This is a genomic window from Burkholderia sp. WP42 (assembly GCF_000745665.1).
In the GTDB taxonomy this organism is placed as follows: domain Bacteria; phylum Pseudomonadota; class Gammaproteobacteria; order Burkholderiales; family Burkholderiaceae; genus Burkholderia; species Burkholderia vietnamiensis.
This window is the reverse complement of record NZ_JQJT01000015.1, coordinates 185785-206907: the sequence shown is the minus strand read 5'-3', so window position 1 is coordinate 206907 and position 21123 is coordinate 185785. Positions and strand designations below refer to the sequence as shown.

The window sequence follows — 21123 nt, the reverse complement described above, 5'->3', positions numbered from 1 at the left end:
TTGTCCAACGCCAGCGCCAGCGCGTAAAGATCGGGGCGTTTACCGACCTGCCGCCTGCACGGACAGCACAAGCCCCCGCTCAACGATAGTCGACCCACACGCCGCCCGCGTCGGCGGAGCGCACGCAGTTCTCGACCCACCGCACGCCTTCGACGCCCGCATGGACGTCCGGAAAACGAATCTGCCGCAACGTCTGCGCATCGCCGCGATCGGTCGCGTCCATCCCGAGCGCGAAACGCGCATACAGGTTCGACCACGCATCGAACAGCCCTTCGGGGTGCCCGGCGCCGATGCGGTCTTCGCGTAACGCGTGCGGATGCAGATAGCCCATTGCACGATCGAGCAGCTGCGCCGGCTGCCCCTGGATTTCATAGCGCAACTGGTTCGGATGCTCGTCCCACCATTCGACGCTCGCCTTCGAGCCGATCACGCGCACCTTCTGCCCGTGCATCGAGCCCGCGTTCACCGCGCTCGACCACACGTAGCCGATCGCGCCGGTGTCGTACTCCATGAGTGTGAACGCGTTGTCCTCGAGCGGCGCGCGGCTCTTCACGAAGCTCTGCCGCGAACACATCAGCCGGCGAATCTTCAGCTCAGGCGCCATCACTTCGGACAGGTACAGCGGATGCGTGCCGATGTCGCCGAGCACGTAGCTCGGCCCGGCGAACTTCGGGTCGACGCGCCAGCGCGCGGCCGCGCTCGCCGCTTCGACGCCGTCGCTGTGAAAGCCGTGCGCGAACTGCATCTGCACGATGCGGATCTCGCCGAGATCGCCGCGCGCAATCATCTCGCGCGCCTGCTCGATCATCTGGTAGCCGGCATAGCCGTACGCGACGCCGACGATCCGGTTGCGCTCGACCGACAGCCGCTGCAGCGCCTGCGCCTCGTCGGTCGTGAAGCACAGCGGCTTCTCGCAGACCACGTGCAGCCCCGCGTTCAGCGCGGCCCGGCAGATCTCGAAGTGCGTGTTGTTCGGCGTCGCGATCGACACCGCGCGGATGCCGTCGGCGCGCTGCGCTTCCGCGTCGAACATCGTCCGGTAGTCCGGATAGCAGCGCTCGGCGTCGACGCCGAGCTTCACGCCGAACTGCCGGCCGCGCGCCGCGTCGAGATCGAATGCGCCCGCAACCAGTTGAAAGCTGCCGTCGCGCAGCGCCGCCGACCGGTGGCTATAGCCGATCTGGCTGCCGAGCCCGCCGCCGACCATGCCCCAGCGGATCGAATGGCCGAGCACAAGCTGTCCGTCGATCATGATTGTCGTGTCCCTGTTCGTGTTCTTGTGCTGAAGCGCGGTGAGCCGGGCGCGACACTGCGGGCGCGAGTCGCTCGCGTCAACGTCTGCATCGGCATCGACGCAGCGGCAGCACGCCGCTCACTCCGTCACGCCCGCGCCGCCCCACCGCTCAGCCGCGATAAAACGCCGGCCGCTCGGCCATCGCGATCGGCTCGACCGCCGCGCTGCGTTGCGCGCGCACGCACGCATCGGCCGCGACCGCGGCCGCGTAGCCGTCCCACGCGGACGGCCCCGTGAGCGCGCCTGCGCGCACGCCGTCGATGAACGCCTGCAGCTCGACGTCGTATGACGCGATGAAGCGCTCCTTCCAGTCGGTCATGATCTCGACCGACTGCCGCGCCGCATGCTTGAGCCCGACGGCCGGCGGATCGGGCAGCTTCGCGATGCCGTTTTCGCCGACCACCTCGCACTGGATGTCGTAGCCGTACTGGCAGTTCACGAAGATCTCGACGTCGATGCGCACGCCGCTCACGGTTTCGAGCAGCACGATCTGCGGATCGGCGAGATGCGCGCTCGCATGACGCGTCTTCTTCGGGTAGACGACCTGCGCGCTCGCGTAGTCCTCGCCGAGCAGCCAGCGCAGCACGTCGAGTTCGTGGATCAGCGTGTCGGTGATCGCCATGTCGGTGGTATAGCGCTCGCCGACCGACTGGTTGCGATGCGCGCAATGCAGCATCAGCGGCGCGCCGATCTCGCCGCTGTCGATCACGCGCTTGAGCGCGCGATAGCCTTCGTCGTAAGGCCGCATGAAGCCGACCTGCACGAGCCGCTTGCCGTGCGCGACTTCGGCTTCGACGATGCGCATGCAGCCGTCGGCCGTCACCGCGAGCGGCTTCTCGCAGAACACCGGCTTGCCGTGCGCGATCGCGTCGAGCACGAACGCCTCGTGCGTCGGCCCCCACGACGTGACGAGCAGCGCCTGCACGTCCGCGGCCGCGACGACGTCGTGACCGTCGCCGTAGATCTCCGCGTCGAGCCCGTACTTCGTCACGGCGTCGCGCGCCTGTTGCGGGTCGATGTCGTTGACGGCAACCACGCGCGCGCCGGACAGCGTGCGCGTGAGCCGGCGGATATGGTCCTGGCCGATCGCGCCGCAGCCGATCACGCCGATTTGCAAGGTCATCCTGTTATCTCCGGTCTATCGTTGTTCAACGGCGCGGCCCGTGCCGCGCCGGTTCGATCGTCGATCTGCGCGCCGCGCCGAAGCCGTTGCGCGGCGCGCCGCACGCATGCGGCCTCGCATGCCGCCGTTCAGCGGCGCGACTTCTTGTTGCGATACTGGTCGGCGATCACGGCCGCGACGATGATCGCGCCCTTCACCATCTCCTGGTAGTACGCGTCGATGCGGATGAACGTGAAGCCCGACGTCATCACGCCAAGGATCAGCACGCCGATCACGGTGCCCGTCACGCGGCCGAGGCCGCCCGACAGCGACGTGCCGCCGATCACGACGGCCGCGATCGCGTCCAGCTCGTACATCACGCCCATGCCCGACTGCCCGGAGATCGCCCGCGCGGCCGTCACCGTGCCGGCGATGCCGCTCAGCAGCCCCGCGATCGCATAGACGAACACCAGATGGCGCGTCACGTTGATGCCCGACACGACGGCCGCGTGGCGGTTCGCGCCGATCGCATACGTGTACTTGCCGAAGCGCGTGTAGCGCAGCACGACGTGGAAGATCGCGGCCACCACGACGAAGATGATCACCGGGTTCGCGCCCGCGCCGATCGCCGCGAACTGGTCGGTCAGCATCGACACCGGCATCCCGTTGGTGAACCACTTCGCGAAGCCGCGCGCGGCGACCATCGTGCCGAGCGTCGCGATGAACGGCGGGATGCCGGTCAGCGCGATCAGCGAGCCGTTCAGCAGGCCGACCAGCAGCCCCACGCACACGCCGGCGAGCACCGGCCAGACGATCGGCAGGTCGGTGAGATGCGGGAACACGGCGCGCGGAAAGTCCGACACCTGCGCGAGGCTCGCCGACACGACGGCCGCCGCGGCGACCACCGAGCCCGACGACAGGTCGATCCCGCTCGTGATGATCACGAGGTTCACGCCGACCGCGATGATGCCGATCACGGCCATCTGCAGCACAATGATCTCGAGCCGCTCGGCGTTGAACAGGAAGCTCTGGCCGACGACGAGCCAGCCGATCCCCTCGAAGAACAGGCTGATGCCCACCAGCACCAGGAAGATGCTCAGCTCGGGCGGCCACTTCGCGTGCCGCGTCTTGATCGTCATGGACTGCGCGTCCGCGACCGGATTCAGGTTGCCCATCTGTTTGTCTCCATGCTTGATTGCAGGTCAGCGCGACGCGAGGTCCATGATGCGGACCTGGTCGGCGTCCTTGCGTTCGACGATGCCGGTCATCCGGCCTTCGTGCATCACCATCACGCGATCGCTCATGCCGAGCACCTCCGGCATTTCCGACGAGATCATCAGCACGGCGACGCCCTTCGCGGCGAGCGCGCTGACGAGCCGGTGAATCTCGGCCTTCGCGCCGACGTCGATGCCGCGCGTCGGCTCGTCGAGGATCAGGATGCGCGGCTGCGTCAACAGCCAGCGGCCGATCAGCACCTTCTGCTGGTTGCCGCCCGACAGGTTCTGGATCTCCTCGTGCAGCCCCGGCGCCTTCACGCGCAGCATCCGGCTCATTGCCTCGCAATCGCGCCGCAGTTGCGCCTGCTGCACGAAATTGAACTTCACGTAGCGGTTGCTGAGCACCGCCGCCTCCATGTTCGCGAGCAGGTCGAGATTGAGGAAGCAGCCGCTGTCCTTGCGATCCTCGGTGAGAAACGCAATGCCGTGCTTCATCGCCTGCGCGGGCGTCGCGATGCGCACCGGCTTGCCGTCGATCAGGATCTCGCCGGAGGTCGCCGGCACGACGCCGAACAGCGCCTCGGCGACGTTCGAGCGGCCCGAGCCGACCAGCCCCGCGACGCCGAGAATCTCGCCCGCGCGCAGCTCGAAGCTGACGTCGCGGAACACGCCGTCGACGCCGAGGTTCTTCACCGCGAGCACGACGTCGCCGATCGGCACCGTCTCCTTCGGAAACATCTGCGTGATCTCGCGGCCGACCATCATCCTGATGATGTCGTCGCGCGTGACGTCGCTCGACGCGTGCGTGCCGATGTAGCGGCCGTCGCGGAACACCGAGAACTCGTCGGCGATCTCGAACAGCTCGTTCATCTTGTGCGTGATGTAGACGATGCCCTTGCCCTGCTCGCGCAGCTGCCGAATGATCCGGAACAGGTGCGTGACCTCCTTGTCGGTCAGCGCGGAGGTCGGCTCGTCCATGATCAGCACGTCCGAGTCGAACGATACGGCCTTCGCGATCTCCACCATCTGTCGGCTCGCGACGGTCAGCGTGCGCACGTCGGCTTCCGGGTCGATGTCGATCGACAGCCGCTCGAACAGCGCGGCCGTGCGGCGGCGCAGCTCCGCGTGATCGATCAGGCCGAAGCGGTTCTTCGGTTCACGGCGGATCCAGATGTTCTCCGCGACCGTCATGTACGGCATCAGGTTCAGTTCCTGATGGATCATCGCGATGCCGCGCTCGAGCGCATCGAGCGGCCCGTTCAGCACGACCGGCTCGCCGTCGATCAGGATCTCGCCGCGGTCGGGCGTGTAGACGCCGGCGATGATCTTCATCAGCGTCGACTTGCCCGCGCCGTTCTCGCCCATCAGCGCATGCACGGTGCCGCGCCGCACGCGGAACTGCACGCCGTCGAGCGCGACGACGCCGGGAAAGGACTTGCCGACGCCGCGCACTTCGAGCAGGCAGTCGGACGCGGCCGCAGCAGGCCCGGCCGATGCGGGCGCCGACGCGGCCGGCGCGCTTTCGCTGGCCATCGAGCGCGCCATCCTGGCAGTAAACATGGACGTTCCTCGCAAGTCGCACGCGCGCCCGGACCGGCCGGGCACGCGCAATTCAGCGGAAAAACCGGTCAGTGCTTCGCGTACTGGCTCATGTTCTCGGGGGTGACCAGCTCGAACGGCACGTTCACGAAGCGCTCGACCGGCTGCTTCTTCGCGAGCTTGAGCGCGGCGGCCACCGCCTGCGCGCCCTGCCCGGCCGCGTTCTGGTACACCGACACCTTCAGGTCGCCGCTCTTCATCGCGGCGAGCCCGTCGGGCGTCGCGTCGATGCCCGCGACGACCGTCTTCGGCGTCAGCTTGCGCGCGGCCTTCAGCGCGTTGATCGCGCCGATCGCCATCTCGTCGTTGTTCGACACGATCGCATCGAACTTCGCGCCGGAGCTCAGCCAGTTCATCGTGATGTCCTGGCCCTGCGTGCGGCTCCACTTGCCTTCGCGCTTGTCGACGATCTTCATGCCGGCGCATTCCTTCGTCGCGATCACGTCCTCGATGTCCTTGGTGCGCGCGCGCGCCGACTCGTTCGACAGCTCGCCCATCAGCACCAGGATGTCGCCCTTGCCGCCGAGCAGCTTGCACACCTGGCGCGCCTGCAGCGTGCCCGACTGCTTCTCGTCGGACGCGACCACCGCGACGCCGGCCGGCAGCTTGTCGAAGTCGACCGGCTTGCGGTTCACGTAGACGAGCGGGATCTTCGCGGCCGTCACCATCTTGGTGATCTTCGGCGTCGCGTCGGTGTCGACCGCGTTCACGATGATCGCGTCGACCTTCTGCGCGATCATGTTCTGCACCTGACTCAACTGCTTGCCGACGTCGTTGCCGCCGTCCTCGATCTGCACCGTCGCGCCGTCCTTCTTCGCCGCGTCGCTGATACTGTTGCGCAGGATCGTCAGGAACGTGTCGTCGAACGATGCCATCGTCACGCCGATCTTCTCGGCATGCGCGAGCGGCATCGCCAGGATCGCGGCGGCCGCGGCGGCCATCAGCTTGGTCTTCATGATCACTCTGTCTCCTCATCTCCGGGGGCGGAAGACGGCGCGTTGCGCGCCGCCGGGCCGAGTCCGATCTGGTCCGATCGGGACTGAAGCATCCGGATGAAACTGTAGATCACTTCGTCGCGAATTTGGAAATTTATTTCTACGTGATTTCACCTAGGGAACAGGATTTCCAAAAAGTCTAGACTCCGTTCCGTAGCCCGATTCGTTGCGGCAGGCGCGTTCGCGCCGGGCCGTGCAGGCGGCCGAGCATCGTCGCCCGATCGATCCCCCAACAGCCGGCCGCGTCGCGCGCCGGCCGCGAGCGTGATACGTGATATGAGCCCGTTGAACTTTCCGACTGACCGCCCCATCGATCTCGCCTGCCTCGGCCGCGTGGCCGTGGACCTCTACGCGCAGCAGTACGGCAGCCGCCTCGAGGACGCGCGCAGCTTCCAGATGTACCTCGGCGGCTCGTCGGGCAACGTCGCGTTCGGCGTCGCCCGCCTCGGGCTGAAGACCGCGATGATCTCGCGCGTCGGCGACGAGCAGATGGGCCGCTTCGTGCGCGAGACGCTCGAGCGCGAGGGCTGCGACACGAGCCAGCTGCAGACCGATCCGGAGCGCCTCACCGCGCTGGTGCTGCTCGGCCTGAAGGATCGCGACACGTTCCCGCTGCTGTTCGTGCGCGAGAACTGCGCGGACATGGCCGTGCGCGCCGACGAGATCGACGAGGGCTTCATCGCCCGCTGCCGCGCGCTCGCGATCACCGGCACGCATCTGTCGACGCCGGCGACCCGCGAGGCGTCGCTGACCGCGCTCGGCTACGCGCGCCGCCACGGCGTCGTGCGGATTCTCGACATCGACTATCGGCCGGTGCTGTGGGGGCTGACCGCGCGCGGCGCGGGCGAGAACCGCTACGTGCCCGACGCGCAGGTCACGCGGCAGTTGCAGCAGGTGCTCGGCGAATTCGATCTGCTGGTCGGCACCGAAGAGGAATTCCTGATCGCGGGCGGCGCGCCGGACGACCTGATCGCGTCGCTCGAGGCCGTGCGGCGCGCGAGCGGCGCGGTGCTGGTGGTCAAGCGCGGCGCGCTCGGCTGCTGCGTGATCGACGGCGACGTTCCCGCGCGGATCGACGATGCGCCGACCTTCCACGGCGAGCGCGTCGAAGTGCTGAACGTGCTCGGCGCGGGCGATGCGTTCCTGTCCGGCTTGCTGTCCGGGCTGCTGCGCGGCCGCGACTGGGCGGAAGCCACGCGCATCGCGAACGCGTGCGGCGCGATCGTGGTGTCGCGTCACGCGTGCTCCGCCGCGATGCCGACGCCGGCCGAACTCGCGCACTGGTTCGGCGGCAGCCGCAATCCGCAGGTGGACGCCGATCGCACGCTCGCGCATCTGCATCGCGTGACGGTGCCGCGTCGCGACTGGGACGACCTGTGCGTGATGGCGTTCGACCATCGCAGCCAGTTCTACGAGCTGGTCGTGCAGGCCGGCGCGGACGAGGAGCGGATCAAGACGCTCAAGCGCCTGCTGGTACGCGCGGCCGAGCAGGTCGAGCGCGAGCGCCACATCGAGGGTCACGTCGGCGTGCTGATCGACGGCGGCGCATACGGACGCGATGCGCTCGCGGCGGCCACCGGCCGCGGCTGGTGGGTCGGCCGCCCGGTCGAGCTGCCGGGCTCGCGCCCGCTGTGCTTCGACGACACGCGCTCGGTCGGCTCGACGCTCACGCACTGGCCGACCGAACAGGTCGTCAAGTGCCTCGTCCACTATCACCCCGACGACGACGTCGACCTGCGCGTCGCGCAGGAGCAGCGCGTGCTCGAGCTGTGGGAAGCCACGCGCGCGAGCGGCAACGAGCTGCTGCTCGAGATCATTCCGCCGCGTGCGGTGACGCCGCCCGGCACCGAAGACGACGCCGTGCTGCGCACCGTCGCGCGCTTCTACAACCTCGGCGTGATGCCCGAATGGTGGAAGCTCGCGCCGATGAGCGCCGACGGCTGGGCGCGGCTCGAATCGCTCGTCGCCGAGCGCGACCGCTATTGCCGCGGCGCTGTGATCCTCGGGCTGAACCAGCCGCTGCAGTATCTGGTCGACAGCTTCCGCTCGGCGACCAACCCGATCGTCAAGGGCTTCATGGTCGGGCGTTCGCTGTGGGTCGACGCATCGCTGGCGTGGCTCGCCGGCCGCATCGACGACCGCGCGCTGATCGACGCAGTCGCCGCCAATTTCGCGCAGCTCGTCGACGCGTGGCTCGGCCGCCGCGACCCCGCGCGCGCCGCCGCAGCGTGAGCGCACCGGCCGTGCGCGCGATCCCTGCACCGAGTTCAGCGACTTCACCGACTTTGCCGACTTCACCGACTCTTCCGATCGACAGACGATGACCACCACCGTGAGACTGACCGTCAGCCAGGCGCTCGTGCGCTACCTGGCCGCCCTGCAAGCCGAAGTCGTCCAGCCGGACGGCCGCACCGACGTCCTGCCGTACTGCGGCGGCGTGTTCGCGATCTTCGGGCACGGCAACGTGGCCGGGCTCGGCGAAGCGCTGCATGCCGAGAAGGACCGCCTGCCCACGCTGCGCGCGCACAACGAGCAAGGGATGGCGAACGCGGCCGTCGCGTTCGCGAAAGCGAATTTCCGGCAGCGGATGATGGCCGCGACGTCGAGCATCGGCCCCGGCGCGACCAACATGCTGACGTCGGCGGCGCTCGCGCACGTCGGCCGCCTGCCGCTGTTGCTGCTGCCCGGCGACGTGTTCGTGTCGCGGCTGCCCGACCCGGTGCTGCAGCAGGTCGAGGACTTCGAACAGGGCGACGTCAGCGCGAACGACTGCTTCCGGCCGGTCACGCGCTACTTCGACCGCATCACGTCGCCGGAGCAATTGCTCGTCGCGCTGCCGCGCGCGATCCAGGTGATGACCGACCCCGCGCAGTGCGGCCCCGTGTGCCTCGCGTTGCCGCAGGACGTGCAGACCTTCGCATACGACTGGCCCGCAGATTTCTTCGCGCCGCCGCTGATCCGGATGCGCCGGCCGCCGGCCGACGCGCTCGAGCTCGCCGATGCGCTCGACGTGCTGAAGGCTGCGCAAAGGCCGCTGATCGTCGCCGGCGGCGGCGTGCTGTACAGCCAGGCATGGGACGCGCTGCGCACGTTCGCCGAGACGCACGGCGTGCCGGTCGCCGAATCGCAGGCCGGCAAGGGCAGCCTCGCGTGGGACCATCCGCTGAATCTCGGCGCGATCGGCGTGACGGGCTCGCCCGCCGCCAACCGCGCGGCCGCGCAGGCCGACGTGGTGTTCGCGGTCGGCACGCGCCTGCAGGACTTCACCACCGGCTCGCATGCACTGTTCGGCGACGCGACGCTGCTGAGCCTGAACGTGCAGCCGTTCGACGCGGGCAAGAAACGCGGCCGGCAGCTGATCGCCGATGCGCGCACGGGCCTCGGCCAGGTGTCGGCGGCGCTCGCGGGCTGGCGCGCCGACGCGGGCTGGACCGCCACGAACCGCGACCACGCGGCCGCGTGGAACGCGCGCGTGACCGAGCTGACCACGCACGTGCCGCAGGACACGCTGCCGTACGACGCGGAGGTGATCGGCGCGGTGCGCGATTCGGCGGCGGACGCCGGACGCGACAGCGCGCGCGACGATCTGGTCGTGTGCGCGGCCGGCACGCTGCCGGCCGAGCTGCACAAGCTGTGGCGCAGCGGCGTGCCGGGCAACTATCACATGGACTACGCGTACTCGTGCATGGGCTACGAAATCGCCGGCGGCCTCGGCGCGAAGCTCGCGCGGCCCGAGCGCGAAGTGATCGTGATCGTCGGCGACGGCTCGTACATGATGCTCAACGCGGAACTCGCGACGTCGGTGATGCTCGGCCGCAAGATCATCGTCGTGATCCTCGACAACCGCGGCTACGGCTGCATCGAGCGGCTGCAGCTGAGCTGCGGCGGCGCGAGCTTCAACAACATGCTCGACGACTGCGTGCCGGAAGGCGGCGCGCGCTCGACGATCGACTTCGCGATGCATGCGCGTGCGATGGGCGCCGAAGCCGTGCACGTGCGCGACGTGGCCGAACTGCGCCGCGAACTGACGCGGGCGCGCGCGGCGAGGACGAGCCAGGTGCTGGTGATCGACACGACGCACGCGCGCACGACCGCCGACGGCGGCGCATGGTGGGAAGTCGCGGTGCCGCAGGTGTCCGCCCGCGACGGCGTCGAACGCGCGCACCGTACGTATCTCGACGCGAAAACCCGGCAGCGGCGCTGACGTCGCCTCGCCTGCAACGGTGAAACCCCTGTTCGACCTTCTAACCCAGGAACGCACGTGATGAGCTGGAACGTTCGCATCGGTATCAATCCCCTGTCGTGGATGAACGACGACCTGCCGTCGCTCGGCGGCGAGACGCCGCTGGAGACGGCGCTGAAGGAAGGCGCCGAGATCGGCTATGCGGGCTTCGAGCTCGGCAACAAGTTTCCGAAGACCGGCCCCGAGCTGAAAGCGAAGCTCGCGGAATTCGGCCTCGTGTGCGTGTCGGGCTGGTATTCCGGATTCCTCGCGGAAGTCGCGCCGGGCATGACCGATGCCGATGCGGTCGCCGCCGAGATCGAGCGCTGCCGCGCGCACCTGACGAAGCTGCAGCACAACGACGTGAAGGTGGTCGTCTACGGCGAATGCGCGGGCACGATCCAGGGCAGCATCGACACGCCGGTCGCGAAGCGGCCGCGCTTCGTCGACGACGAAGCGTGGCAGCGCTATGCGGCCCGGCTCGACGCGTTCGGCGCACACCTGCTCGACACCTACGGCATCAAGCTCGCGTACCACCACCATATGGGCGCGTACGTCGAATCGCCGGCCGACGTCGACCGCCTGATGGCGCTGACCGATCCAGCCAAGGTGTTCCTGCTGTTCGACACCGGCCACGCGTACTTCGGCGGCGCGGCAGATCCCGTCGCGCTGCTGAAGAAGCACGTCGCGCGCGTCGTGCACGTGCACTGCAAGGACGTGCGGCCGCAGGTCGTCACGCAGGCGCGCAACGGCGGCTGGAGCTTCCTGAACGGGGTGATCAACGGCACCTTCACGGTGCCGGGCGACGGCGCGCTCGATTACGAGGCGACGCTGCGCACGCTGCGGGACGCCGGCTACGAAGGCTGGCTGGTGGTCGAGGCCGAGCAGGATCCGGCCGTCGCGCCGAGCTATCAGTATGCGAAGAAGGGTTACGACACGCTGCGCGCGATCGTCGAACGGCTGAGCGCCTGAGCGCTCCCGTACGACGCGCACCGTCATCTGAACGAGGACCACTCCATGACGATTTCTCCCCTGCTGGTCAAGGCGTCGCCCGAGCGCGAAATCTGCAACGTGACGCCGGAGTCAGCCGGCTGGCAGCACGTCGGCTTTCGCGCGCTGCGCCTGCGCGCCGGCGACACCGAAACGCTCGACACCGGCGCGCGCGAGCTGTGCGTCGTCGTGCTGACCGGCACGGTGCGCGCCGAGGTCGACGGCCACACGTACGACGCGCTCGGCAAGCGCGACAGCGTGTTCGACGACGTGTCGCCGGACGCGCTGTACGTGCCCGGCGGCAAGACCGTCACGCTGGTCGCGACGCGCGACGCGGAAGTCGCGCTGTGCACCGCGCCGTGCGTGAGCGGCGACAAGCAGGTGCAGCGGCTCGACGGCGAACGGATGCGCCGCGCGGTGCGCGGGCAAGGCACCAACACGCGCTACGTGTGCGACATCCTGATGGGCGACAACCCGGCGGCGGACCGCCTGCTCGTCGTCGAGGTGGTCACGCCCGCGAGCCATTCGAGCAGCTACCCGCCGCACAAGCACGATCGCGACGCGGCGCCCGACGAGACCTCGCTCGAGGAAACCTATTACCACCGGATCGATCCGCCGCAAGGCTTCGCGTTCCAGCGCGTGTACACCGACGATCGCAGCCTCGACGAGGCCTGCGTGGTGGAGAACCACGACGTGGTGATGGTGCCGCGCGGCTATCACCCGGTGGTCGCGCCGCACGGCTACAACCTGTACTACCTGAACGTGATGGCCGGCCCGAGCCGCGCATGGGCGTTCAAGAACGATCCCGCGCACGAGTGGATGCTCGATGCGGCGCCGAAGCGCTGACGTGCGGAAACGTCCGAGCAGTGAATGGAACGTGGGCTGGGCGGCCCGTGACGATGGGACGCCCGGCATGCGCATGCGCATGAGCCTGCGCAGCCGGCAATGCTACGGAGCCGTCATGGCGACGCCCCGCTTTCGCCTCGCATCGCACACGTTCGACGACGATGCGTCGAGCCCGGCGCTGCCGCACTTCAATGCGGCCGTCGCGCGTCGAATCGGCGAACTCGCGCGTCGTCGAATGTTTGCGGCGGCACGTCGGCGCGACCGCGCTGGCGATGCGCGCATCACGGTGCGCGTCGACGCATAACGGCGCGAACGGCGCACGCGCACCGTTCGCGCGATCCCGCGCGCCGGTCAGTTCAACCCGCCGCTCACCACCACGTGCTCGCCGGTCATCCAGCGCGCATCGTCCGACGCGAGGAACACGGCGACCGAGGCGATGTCGTTCGGCTCGCCGAGGCGGCCGAGCGGCGTCTGGCTGAGCACCTGTGCTTCGAGATCGGAACCGGTGATGCCCGCGGCATGCGTGCCCTCGGTCACGATCATCCCCGGGTTGATCGCGTTCACGCGGATCTTGCGCGCGCCGAGTTCGAGCGCGAGCACGCCGGTGATCGCGTCGACCGCGCCCTTGGTGCCGCTGTACACGGCGCTCGCCGGCGGCGTGATGCTCGTCACGACCGAGCTGATGTTGATGATGCTCGCGCCTTCGCCGAGATGCTTGACGGCCGCCTGCGTCGTCAGCAGCAGGCCGAACACGTTGGTGTCGAACTGCCGGCGATAGTGCGCTTCGGTGATCGCTTCGATCGGCGCGAATTCGTAGACGCCGGAGTTGTTGACCAGCACGTCGAGACGGCCATAGGTCTCGATCGCGGTGTCGACGATGCGCTGCGCATCCGCGCCCTTCGACACGTCGCCGCCGACGGCGACCGCGCGCCCGCCCGCCTCGACGATCGCGCCGACGACCGCGTCGGCGCCGGCCTTGCTGCTCGCGTAGTTGACGACGACCGACGCGCCTTCGGCGGCCAGCGCCTTGGCGATTGCTGCGCCGATGCCCTTGGATGCGCCCGTGACGATTGCGACCTTGCCTGCCAGCTTGCTCATGATTTCGTTCCTCGATCGGAAGACTTCGATGGATGGGTACCGGTTACGCGCGATGCGCTGCACCGTCCTTGCTGGCAATCTTCGCGGTTTGGGCCGCCGCGATAAAGCGGCTCGACGCGAATTGACTGGCGGGGTTTGACGAACAATCGGCGCAACGCGCGTGCGCTCGGTCGGGGCTCGGTCAGCGCTCGGTGGCCCGGTCGGGCATCAACCGGCGCTCAACCACGCGCTGACGACGTCGCCGCCGAGTTCGGCGAGCGCGCCGTCGTGGACGATCCGTCCGCGCCCCATCACCGCGACGCGCTGCGCGAGCCGCGGCGCGAGCTGGAGCCGCTGCTCGATCAGCAGGATCGCGACGCCGTCGGCCTGCAGCGCGGCGAGGCACGCGCCGACTTCGTCGACGGCGCGCGGCGCGAGCCCTTCGGCCGGCTCGTCGACGATCAGCACGCGCGGCCGGCCGGCGAGCGCGCGCACCAGCGCGAGCACCTGCTGCTCGCCGCCCGACAGCCGGCCGGCCTTCACGTCGGCGCGCGCGCCGAGCAGCGCAAAGCGCTCGAGCAGCGCGTCGAGCGCGGCGCGCCCGGCCGCGCCGCGCATGCCGCGCAAGCCGAGCCGCAGGTTGTCGCGCACGCTGAGCAGTGGAAACACGTCGCGACTTTCGGCCACGTACGCGACGCCGCGCCGCGCGATCTCGAACGTGCGCGCGCCCGCGGATTCGACGCCGTCGATGCGCACCGAGCCCGCGGTGCGCACGAGCCCCATCACGGCCTTCGCGAGCGTCGAGCGGCCCGAGCCGTTGCGGCCGAGCAGCGCGAGCGTCTCGCCCGCGGCGAGCGTGAGATCGACGCCGTCGAGCACGGGCTGCAGCGCATACCATGCGCGCAGGCTGCGGATGTCGAGCAGCGCGCTCATGCGCCGTCACCGAGATACGCGGCGCGCACGGCGGCATCGGCGCGGATCGCATCGGGCGCGCCGGTCGCGACCACCGCGCCGCGCACGAGCACCGTGATGCGCTCGGCGAAGCCGAACACCGCGTCCATGTCGTGCTCGATCATCAGCACCGTGCGGCCTTGCGTGGTCGCGCGGATCAGCGCGAGCATCCGCGCCGCCTGGTCGCGGCTCATGCCGGCCGTCGGTTCGTCGAGCAGCAGCGTGCGCGCGCCGCTCGCGAGCGCGATGCCGAGATCGAGCGCGCGCTGCTCCGCGTAGCCGAGCTCGCCCGCACGCGTCGCGTGCCACGCATCGAGGCCGACGTCGTGCAGCACGCGCGCGGCCGCGCGATCGACGGACGGCGACTCGCGCAGCCGGTTCCACCAGCGGCGCCGCTCGGCCGGCGCGTGCAGCGCCGCGCAGCGCAGGTTGTCGAACACGCTGAGTTGCGCGAACGCGCTGGTCTGCTGAAAGCTGCGGCCGATGCCGAGCCGGCTCGCGACGACCGGGCCGCGCCCGCGCAACTCGACGCCGTGCAGCACGACGCGCCCGCGGGTCGGCCGCGTCGCGCCGGCGATCACGCCGAACAGCGTCGACTTGCCGGCGCCGTTCGGCCCGATCAGTGCGTGACGCTCGCCGCTCGGCACGCTCAGGTCGATCCCGTCGAGCACGGTCTGCGCGCCGAAGCGCTGGACGATGCCGTGCAGTGCGATCGCATCGCCGTTCATCAGCCGTCCTCGCGCACATCGGGCACATCGGGCACTTCGTGCGCGCGGCCCGCGAGCCGCGCGCGCCAGCCCCACAGCAGCATGCCGATGCCGGCCGCCGAAGCGGCGACGGCCCAGCCGGCCGGCGCGTCGGCGTCGATCCGCCATACGCCGAACGCGCTGCCGCCGCCGTCGTCCTGCGCGAAGCGCCAGGCGTAACCGAGCTCGGCCGCGCAGACGATCGCGATCGCCCAGAACGCGCCCGCGCCGACGCCGCACAGCATGCGCCAGCGCTCGACGGCCGGCGCGCCGCGGCGCCACGCGTGCGCGCAGGCCTGCGCGACGCCCGCGATCCCGCGCGGCGCGGCGACCACGACCGCGACGAACAGCACGCCGAGATACAGCGCCCACGCGCGCGACACGCCGGCGACGACCACGCTGAGCGCGGTCAGCACCACCGCGCCGAGCGCCGGCCCGAAGAACGTGCCGGTGCCGCCGATCACCGCGGCGATCAGCACGATCGCGGAGCGCGCCATCGACACGCTGTCGGGCGTCGCGATCTCGACGTCGATCAGCGTCAGCGTGCCGGCGACGCCCGCGAAGAACGAGGCGCAGGTGACCATCGCGAGCCGCACGTGGCGCGGCTCGGTGCCGAGCGCGGCGACGCGCGCCGGGTTGTCGCGCACCGCGTTCGCGAGGCGCGCGAGCGGCGTGCGCGTCAGCGCGTACATCGCCAGCGCAGAGCCGATGCACCATGCGGCGATCAGCGCGTACGCGTGCGTCGGCGCGCCGAATTGCCAGCCGCCCCACGGCGCGCCGCCCGCGCGGTCGATCGGCACGCCGCCGACGCCGCCGAACCATGCGGGCACGCTCCACGCGGCCGCCGCGACGCACTCGCCGATGCCGAGCGTGATCATCGCGAACACGGTGCCCGCGCGACGCGTCGCGAGCAGGCCGGCGACGCAGCCGAACGCCGCGCCAGCCACGCCGCCGACGAGCGGCAGCAGCGGCAGCGGAGCGCCCACCCGATTGAACCAGTGCGCGGCGGCGAACGCGCCGACGCCGGCGACGGCCGCATGGCCGAACGACAGCAGCCCGGTCGTGCCGAGCTGCAGGTTGTACGACAGCGCGAGCACGACGAGCGCGGCCGTCTGCGCGAGATAGCCGAGTACCGCGCCCTGCGGCCACAGCCATGCCGGCAGCACCGCGCATCCGACGAACAGCGTCCAGCGCAGCGCGCCGTTCGGCATGCGGCTAGCCATCGACACGCTCGCCGAACAGCCCGCGCGGCCGCACGGCCAGCACCGCGACGAGCAGCAGGTACGGGACCAGCGGCGCGAGTTGCGCGAGCGACACGGCCGCGACGCCATCGGGCAGCGCGACGCCGGCCCAGTGCGCGAGATCGCGCAGCGACGTGTCGCTGGACGCCGCGCAGGTCTGCGCGAACCCGACCGCGAGCGACGCGACGAACGCGCCGCCGAGCGAGCCGAGCCCGCCGATCACGACGATCGCGAACACCACCGAGCCGACGGTCTCGGCCAGCGCCGGTTCGATCACCGCGAGCGGCGCGCCGATCACGCCCGCGAGCGCGGCGAGCGCGGTGCCCGCGCCGAACAGGCCGGTCATCACGCGCGGCACGTCGTAGCCGAGCGCCTCGACGGCCGCACGATGGGTGAGCGCGGCGCGCACGACGAGGCCGATGCGCGACGCGCGCAGCAGGACGCCGAGCGCGATCAGCATCGCGGCGGACATCGCCATCATGAACAGCCGGTAGCGCGGCAGCGCGACGCCGAACGCGCTCACCGGCGCGCCGTCGAGCAGCGGCGGCACCGGCGCCGGCAGCGGCGCGAGGCCCCACAGCAGCTTCGCGGCCTCGCCGATCAGATACGCGAGGCCGAAGGTCAGCAGCAGCTCGCTCGTGTGGCCGCCGCGCGCCTGCACGCGGCGCAGCAGCCAGCGCTCGCAGCCGGCGCCGAGCAGCCCGACCGCGAGCGGCGCGAGCACGAGCGCCGGCCAGAAGCCCACGCGCGCCGCGATGCTGTAGCCGACGTACGCGCCGAGCATGTAGAAGCTCGCATGCGCGAAATTGAGCACGCCCTGCACGCTGAAGATCAGCGTGAGGCCGGCCGACAGCATGAACAGCAGCAAGCCGTAGCTGAGGCCGTTGAATGCCTCGAGCGCGAACGCGTGCAACGCCGTCACCGCGTGCCGGTCAGCGGGCGAGCGGTTCGAGCGCCGCGCGCAGCGCGTCGGGCAGCGGCACCGGGCGGCGTGTCGCGCGATCGACGTACACGTGCACGAAATGCCCCTGCGCGGCCGGCGCCGCCTCTCCGGCCGCGAACAGCCCGATCTCGTAGCGCACGCTCGACGTGCCGAGCTTCGCGACCCGCAAGCCGGCATCGACCGACTGCGGAAACACGAGCGGCGCGAAGTAGTTGCACTGCGTCTCGACCACGAGGCCGATCGTCTGCCCGTGCTCGACGTCGAGCACGCCGGCGCGGATCAGGTATTCGTTCACGACGGTGTCGAAGTAGCTGTAGTAGACGACGTTGTTCACGTGGCCGTAGACGTCGTTGTCCATCCAGCGGGTCGTGATCGGCAGGAAGTGGCGATAGGCGTCGCGCGAACGCGCTTGCGGCTTGTCGGACATGGCGGTGATGGTCAGAGGGAGGATGACGTGGCGACGCTCGCGGGCGGCACGGCGCGATGCGACGCGGCGGAGCATGGACGGGCGGCGGCGCGGCCCGTCACTGGCCTGCCCGCTCGACGAATTCGAAGTCGAGGCCGCGCGCGCGCATCCAGTCGGCCAGCGCGTAGCCGGTGCCGGCGCGCCACGGGCGCAGCAGCGGCGGATCGACGAGCCGGTATTCGAGCAGCTCCGGCGACAGCGCGACGGTGCCCGACGCGCGCACGTGGTACGCGATGATCAGTTCGTTCTTGCGCATGAATTCATAGACGCCGACGAGCGTGACCTGCTCGGCCTTCAGCGCCGTTTCCTCGAACACTTCGCGCGCGATGCCGTCCTCGGGCGTTTCGCCGTTCTCGAGGAAGCCGGTGATCAGCGCGAACATCCCTTCCGGCCAGGCCGCGTTGCGCGCGAGCAGGATCTTGCCGTCGAGCTCGACGATCGCGGCCACGACCGGCAGCGGATTGTTCCAGTGCACGTAGCCGCAGGTGTCGTCGGGGCACGCGCGGCGCACGCGGCCGCCTTCATGGGCGGGATCGGCGCGGTCGGTCAGCGGACGCGCGCATTGCGGGCAAAAACGGTAATCGGCGGTGGTCATCGATCGGGAGTTGGGCGGACGCCGGCGCGGCCTGACGGCCGCATCGCGCGCCCGCTCGGCGCGGGAAAGGCTTCATTCTAGCGAGTTTGCCCGCGCCGCAGAGGGTGCGACGGCGAGCGTGCGGCGCTCATGCGCGCGGGCGTGCGCCGCGGGCCGCGAAGCCGGCGGCGCCGGCCAGCAGCGCGCCGGCCGCGACCCACAACGCCGGCGAAAACGACCCGAACCGCGCGGTGAGCGGCGCCGCGACGAGCGGCCCGAGGATCTGGCCGACGCCGTACGACGCGGTCGCATAGCCCATCAGTCCGGCCGCGCGCTCGCCGTGCAGGCGCCGCGCCTCGCGCATCGCGAACAGCGTGATCGCGGTGAACGGCAGGCCGAGCAGCACGCTGCCGATCGAGAAGCCGGCGGCGTTCGGCCACACGATGCCCGCCGCGATCCCGAGCGCCTGCGTCGTGCAGCCGGCGGCGAGCAGCAGGCGGTTGTCCCAGTGGCCGGGCAGCCGCGCGGCGGCGATCGCGCCGACGATCAGCGCCGCACCGAACATCGGCCAGAACAGGTCGGGCCACGGCGAGCCGGCCGGCAGCGCGGCGCGCGCGATCACGGGCAGGAACGTCGCGGTGATGATGTAGCCGAAGCCCGGCATCCCGTACAGCGCGACGAGCCATGCGGCGTCGGCGCGACGGCGGCGTGCGTCGGGCGGCGCGGTGGGGGCTGGCGCGGTGGGGGCTGGCGCAGCGGTGGGCGGCGCGGCGGTGGCTGGCACCGCGGTGGCTGGCGCGGCGGTGGCAGGCGCGGTAGGGGCCGGCACGGCGGTGGCTGGCACTGCGGCAGGCGTCACCGCGGCGGCCGGCGCGTGCGCGGTGGGCACCACCGACGCGGCTGCGGCTGCGGCTGGGGCCACCGGTGCCGGCGCGCGGCCGAAGGTGCGCCAGATCGCCGCCGACAGCAGCGCCGACAGCGCCGCGAACCCCAGCCAGCCCGGCGCCGCGCGGTGGCCGGCAAGTGCCCCGCCGATCAGCCCCGTCAGCACGATGCCGACGCCGGGTCCCGCATAGATCACCCCGCTCCACTCGGGCGCGTGCAGTTCGGCGAGCCGCCGCAAGCCCCATTGCGACACGAACACGAAGGTCCAAGCGCTGACCACGCCGGCGACGAAACGCACCGCGAGCCACGCGGGCAGCAGGTGGCCGACGCCCATCGCGGCGGTCAGCAGCACGGTGGCCGCCAGCCCGAACCGGACCATGCGCGCGGGCGCGACGGGCAGCGCCGCGCAGCTGAGCGCGCCGACGAAATACCCGGCGTAGTTCGCCGACGCGAGCCAGCTGCCGGCCCGCAGGCCGATCGAGCCGTCGGCGAGCATCAGCGGCAGCAGCGGCGTGAACGCGAAGCGCCCGACGCCGAGCGCGACCGCGAGCCCGACCATGCAGGCGAGCGCGGCCGTGCGCGCGCGGCGGTCGGCATCGGCTGACGGGCGGGCACGGGAGGCGGTATGAGCATCGGAACGGGACATGGCGGCGGCGGCCGGCGCGCGCCGGCCGGAACAGGAATCGGACGAGCTTCATCGTAGCTTGACCGACCCTTCTCGAAAAATGAATAATCAAGAATCCACCTATCTCCCGGAGAGAACCATGGACCTGGCCGCGCTGGCGATTTTCCGCGCCGTCGTGCGCGAGAACGGCGTGACGCGTGCGGCGGCGAAGCTCAATCGCGTGCAGTCGAACGTGACGACGCGCATCAAGCAGCTCGAGGAGGAGCTGGGCGCGGCGCTGTTCGTGCGCGACGGCCGCCGGCTCGTGCTGACGCCGGCCGGCCACACGCTGCTGCCGTACGCGGAGCGACTGCTCGCGCTGGCCGACGAGGCGCGCGACGCGGTGCGCGAAGATACGCCGCGCGGGCGGCTGCGGCTCGGCACGATGGAGAGCACGGCCGCGAGCCGGCTGCCGGCCGTGCTGGCGCGCTACCACCATGCGTGGCCGGCCGTGTCGCTGGAGCTCGTCACCGGCACGAGCGGCTGGCTGATCGACAAGGTGCGCGACTTCGAGATCGACGCCGCGCTGTTCGCGCGGCCGCCGGCGCCGGACACGCTGCCCGACACGTTCGAGACGGTGCCGATCTACCGCGAGGACCTCGTGCTGCTGACGCCGCGCGGCCATCCGCCGGTGCGCACGCCGCGCGACGTGATGCTGCCGACGCTGGTCGCGTTCGAGCGCGGCTGCACGTACCGGAAATACGTCGAGCAATGGTATGCGGCGCAGGGGATGAAGCCGGCGCGCGTGCTCGAACTCGGTTCGTATCATGCGATCGTCGCGTGCGTCGCGGCCGGCGCGGGCGTCGCGGTCGCACCGCGCTCGGTGCTCGAGCTGCAGCCGCATACCGACAACGTCGCGGCCCATACGATCGCCGAATTCGAAGGCATCGACACGCTGCTCGCATGGCGGCACGGTTACGCGTCGGCCGCGCTCGCCGCGCTGCGCGATGCGCTCGCGGAGGGCGCGCGGCGGCCGGTCGATGCGGGGGTCGCGGCGGTGGCTGTGCCGGTCTGAGGCGGGGACGCGGCGGGCGGCCTTCGCGGGCATGGGTTGGGCTGGGCCGAATCGAATCAAGTCGAGTCGAGTCGAGCCGGACGGACGGAATCGAATCGAGCCGGCACGAGCCGAACCACCGGACCTGATCGGATTGAGCCGAATCGCGCCGCGCCGGGGCGAGCCGAACCGAACCGAACCGAACCGAGCCGAATCGAATCGAATCGAGCCGGGCCGGGCCGGCCGAACCAGCCGAGCCGAGCTGAACCGAACCGAACCGAATCGAGCCGAATCGCGCCGAATCGCGCCGAACCGAA

19 protein-coding genes are annotated in these 21123 nt (G+C 70.6%); 6 read left to right on the top strand and 13 right to left on the bottom strand.

Annotated elements, in window-relative coordinates; genetic code table 11:
* Positions 1 to 79 precede the first annotated feature (79 nt).
* The 5 genes from EX20_RS08930 to EX20_RS08910 form a co-directional block, all read right to left on the bottom strand.
* On the bottom strand, positions 80 to 1252 hold the full coding sequence (locus EX20_RS08930) for a Gfo/Idh/MocA family protein (protein WP_034193310.1): 1173 nt from the start codon (positions 1250 to 1252) through the stop codon (positions 80 to 82).
* 151 nt (positions 1253 to 1403) lie between these two features.
* Positions 1404 to 2417: a bifunctional inositol 2-dehydrogenase/D-chiro-inositol 1-dehydrogenase gene (locus EX20_RS08925; protein WP_011884463.1), complete on the bottom strand. Its 1014-nt coding sequence runs from the start codon at positions 2415 to 2417 to the stop codon at positions 1404 to 1406.
* 128 nt (positions 2418 to 2545) lie between these two features.
* Positions 2546 to 3571, bottom strand: coding sequence for an ABC transporter permease (locus tag EX20_RS08920; RefSeq protein WP_034193309.1), 1026 nt, complete (start codon positions 3569 to 3571; stop codon positions 2546 to 2548).
* Positions 3572 to 3598: 27 nt separating this feature from the next.
* A complete protein-coding gene (locus tag EX20_RS08915) occupies positions 3599 to 5173 on the bottom strand; it encodes a sugar ABC transporter ATP-binding protein (RefSeq protein ID WP_034193308.1) in 1575 nt (524 codons plus the stop codon).
* 68 nt (positions 5174 to 5241) lie between these two features.
* Positions 5242 to 6168, bottom strand: a complete 927-nt coding sequence (locus EX20_RS08910; RefSeq protein ID WP_011884459.1) for a sugar ABC transporter substrate-binding protein — start codon at positions 6166 to 6168, stop codon at positions 5242 to 5244.
* Between the two features lie 315 nt (positions 6169 to 6483).
* Between EX20_RS08910 and EX20_RS08905 the strand changes: the two genes are divergently transcribed.
* The 5 genes from EX20_RS08905 to EX20_RS32815 all read left to right on the top strand — a co-directional run bounded on the left by EX20_RS08905 (position 6484) and on the right by EX20_RS32815 (position 12569).
* Positions 6484 to 8439, top strand: a complete 1956-nt coding sequence (locus tag EX20_RS08905; RefSeq protein WP_034193307.1) for a bifunctional 5-dehydro-2-deoxygluconokinase/5-dehydro-2-deoxyphosphogluconate aldolase — start codon at positions 6484 to 6486, stop codon at positions 8437 to 8439.
* 88 nt (positions 8440 to 8527) lie between these two features.
* Positions 8528 to 10411 (top strand): 3D-(3,5/4)-trihydroxycyclohexane-1,2-dione acylhydrolase (decyclizing), encoded by a 1884-nt coding sequence (iolD, locus tag EX20_RS08900; protein ID WP_034193306.1) that lies wholly within the window; start codon positions 8528 to 8530, stop codon positions 10409 to 10411.
* A 60-nt stretch (positions 10412 to 10471) separates the two neighbouring features.
* Positions 10472 to 11401 (top strand): myo-inosose-2 dehydratase, encoded by a 930-nt coding sequence (gene iolE / locus EX20_RS08895; protein ID WP_034193305.1) that lies wholly within the window; start codon positions 10472 to 10474, stop codon positions 11399 to 11401.
* Between the two features lie 45 nt (positions 11402 to 11446).
* On the top strand, positions 11447 to 12265 hold the full coding sequence (gene iolB, locus EX20_RS08890; RefSeq protein WP_014722868.1) for a 5-deoxy-glucuronate isomerase: 819 nt from the start codon (positions 11447 to 11449) through the stop codon (positions 12263 to 12265).
* Positions 12266 to 12380: 115 nt separating this feature from the next.
* Positions 12381 to 12569, top strand: a complete 189-nt coding sequence (locus tag EX20_RS32815) for a heme-degrading domain-containing protein (protein ID WP_014722867.1) — start codon at positions 12381 to 12383, stop codon at positions 12567 to 12569.
* A gap of 47 nt (positions 12570 to 12616) precedes the next feature.
* Here EX20_RS32815 and EX20_RS08880 read toward each other — a convergent pair whose 3' ends face one another.
* The 8 genes from EX20_RS08880 to EX20_RS08845 all read right to left on the bottom strand — a co-directional run bounded on the left by EX20_RS08880 (position 12617) and on the right by EX20_RS08845 (position 19794).
* Positions 12617 to 13363: a glucose 1-dehydrogenase gene (locus EX20_RS08880; RefSeq protein WP_011884441.1), complete on the bottom strand. Its 747-nt coding sequence runs from the start codon at positions 13361 to 13363 to the stop codon at positions 12617 to 12619.
* 207 nt (positions 13364 to 13570) lie between these two features.
* Positions 13571 to 14275, bottom strand: a complete 705-nt coding sequence (locus EX20_RS08875) for an ABC transporter ATP-binding protein (RefSeq protein ID WP_014722866.1) — start codon at positions 14273 to 14275, stop codon at positions 13571 to 13573.
* Positions 14272 to 15021, bottom strand: a complete 750-nt coding sequence (locus tag EX20_RS08870) for an ABC transporter ATP-binding protein (protein WP_011884438.1) — start codon at positions 15019 to 15021, stop codon at positions 14272 to 14274. Before EX20_RS08870 ends, EX20_RS08875 begins: the two co-directional genes overlap by 4 nt.
* Positions 15021 to 16262 (bottom strand): branched-chain amino acid ABC transporter permease, encoded by a 1242-nt coding sequence (locus tag EX20_RS08865; RefSeq protein ID WP_034193303.1) that lies wholly within the window; start codon positions 16260 to 16262, stop codon positions 15021 to 15023. The genes EX20_RS08870 and EX20_RS08865 overlap by 1 nt, the downstream gene beginning before the upstream one ends.
* Positions 16255 to 17193 (bottom strand): branched-chain amino acid ABC transporter permease, encoded by a 939-nt coding sequence (locus EX20_RS08860; protein ID WP_034193337.1) that lies wholly within the window; start codon positions 17191 to 17193, stop codon positions 16255 to 16257. The genes EX20_RS08865 and EX20_RS08860 overlap by 8 nt, the downstream gene beginning before the upstream one ends.
* A gap of 19 nt (positions 17194 to 17212) precedes the next feature.
* On the bottom strand, positions 17213 to 17650 hold the full coding sequence (locus EX20_RS08855; protein WP_011884432.1) for an acyl-CoA thioesterase: 438 nt from the start codon (positions 17648 to 17650) through the stop codon (positions 17213 to 17215).
* A gap of 97 nt (positions 17651 to 17747) precedes the next feature.
* The gene (locus tag EX20_RS08850) at positions 17748 to 18284 is read right to left on the bottom strand and encodes an NUDIX domain-containing protein (RefSeq protein ID WP_011884430.1); all 537 of its coding nucleotides are present in this window, start codon (positions 18282 to 18284) and stop codon (positions 17748 to 17750) included.
* 127 nt (positions 18285 to 18411) lie between these two features.
* Positions 18412 to 19794 carry a YbfB/YjiJ family MFS transporter gene (locus tag EX20_RS08845; RefSeq protein ID WP_034193302.1) on the bottom strand — a complete coding sequence of 461 codons (1383 nt, stop codon included), beginning with the start codon at positions 19792 to 19794 and terminating at the stop codon, positions 18412 to 18414.
* A 118-nt stretch (positions 19795 to 19912) separates the two neighbouring features.
* On the opposite strand from EX20_RS08845, the gene EX20_RS08840 reads away from it, so the two are divergent.
* On the top strand, positions 19913 to 20827 hold the full coding sequence (locus tag EX20_RS08840; protein ID WP_034193301.1) for a LysR substrate-binding domain-containing protein: 915 nt from the start codon (positions 19913 to 19915) through the stop codon (positions 20825 to 20827).
* Positions 20828 to 21123: the final 296 nt, after the last annotated feature.